Source organism: Streptomyces sp. NPDC093260 (assembly GCF_040683715.1).
Lineage (GTDB): Bacteria > Actinomycetota > Actinomycetes > Streptomycetales > Streptomycetaceae > Streptomyces > Streptomyces sennicomposti.
Genome location: NZ_JBFBEK010000072.1, coordinates 1 through 1036, shown reverse-complemented (window position 1 = coordinate 1036; position 1036 = coordinate 1). Strand labels below are relative to the sequence as shown.

At 65.4% G+C, this 1036-nt stretch carries 1 protein-coding gene; it reads left to right on the top strand.

Going from position 1 to position 1036, the window contains the following annotated elements; genetic code table 11:
* Nucleotides 1–1036 (top strand): aminofutalosine synthase MqnE (gene mqnE, locus AB0N63_RS36125; protein ID WP_365536258.1); only part of this gene is annotated, 1036 nt, incomplete at its 5' end.

The window sequence follows — 1036 nt, the reverse complement described above, 5'->3', positions numbered from 1 at the left end:
GCGTACCCGGATGAACGGTGACGTGGTGCATTTCAACGTCAACCGGCATCTCAACATGACGAACGTGTGCACGGCGTCGTGTGCGTACTGCTCCTTCCAGCGCAAGCCGGGGGAGAAGGACGCGTACACGATGCGGATCGAGGAGGCCGTGCGGCTGGCGAGGGCGATGGAGGCGGACGGCCTCACGGAGCTGCACATCGTCAACGGTCTGCATCCGAACCTGCCGTGGCGTTACTATCCGCGTTCGCTGCGGGAGCTGAAGGCGGCGCTGCCGGACGTGTCGCTGAAGGCGTTCACGGCCACGGAGATCCATCATTTCGAGACGATCTCGGGGCTGTCGGCGTCGGAGATCCTGGACGAGTTGATCGACGCGGGTCTGGAGTCGCTGACCGGTGGGGGTGCGGAGATCTTCGACTGGGAGGTCCGGCAGCACATCGTGGACCACCGTACGCACTGGGAGGACTGGTCGCGTATTCACCGGCTGGCGCACGAGAAGGGTCTGAAGACGCCGTGCACCATGCTGTACGGCCACATCGAGGAGCCGAGGCACCGGGTGGACCACGTGCTTCGGCTGCGGGAGCTGCAGGACGAGACGGGTGGTTTCCAGGTGTTCATCCCGTTGCGCTACCAGCATGACTTCGTGGATGTGAGGGACGGCAAGGTCCGCAACCGGCTCCAGGAGCGGACGTCGATGGCGACGGGTGCGGAGGCGTTGAAGACGTTCGCGGTGTCGCGGCTGCTGTTCGACAACGTGCCGCATGTGAAGGTGTTCTGGGTGATGCACGGTGTGCGGACGGCGCAGTTGGCGCTCCAGCACGGTGCGGACGACATGGACGGGTCGGTGGTCGAGTACAAGATCACGCATGACGCGGACGACTTCGGTACGCCGGGCAAGCTGACGCGTGAGGATCTGCTGGAGCTGATCCGGGACGCGGGGTTCCGTCCGGTGGAGCGGAACACGCGCTACGAGATCATCCGCGAGTACGAGGGCCCGGACCCGTCCCGCCGCGAGTCCCCGCAGCCGATGCGGGTCTGA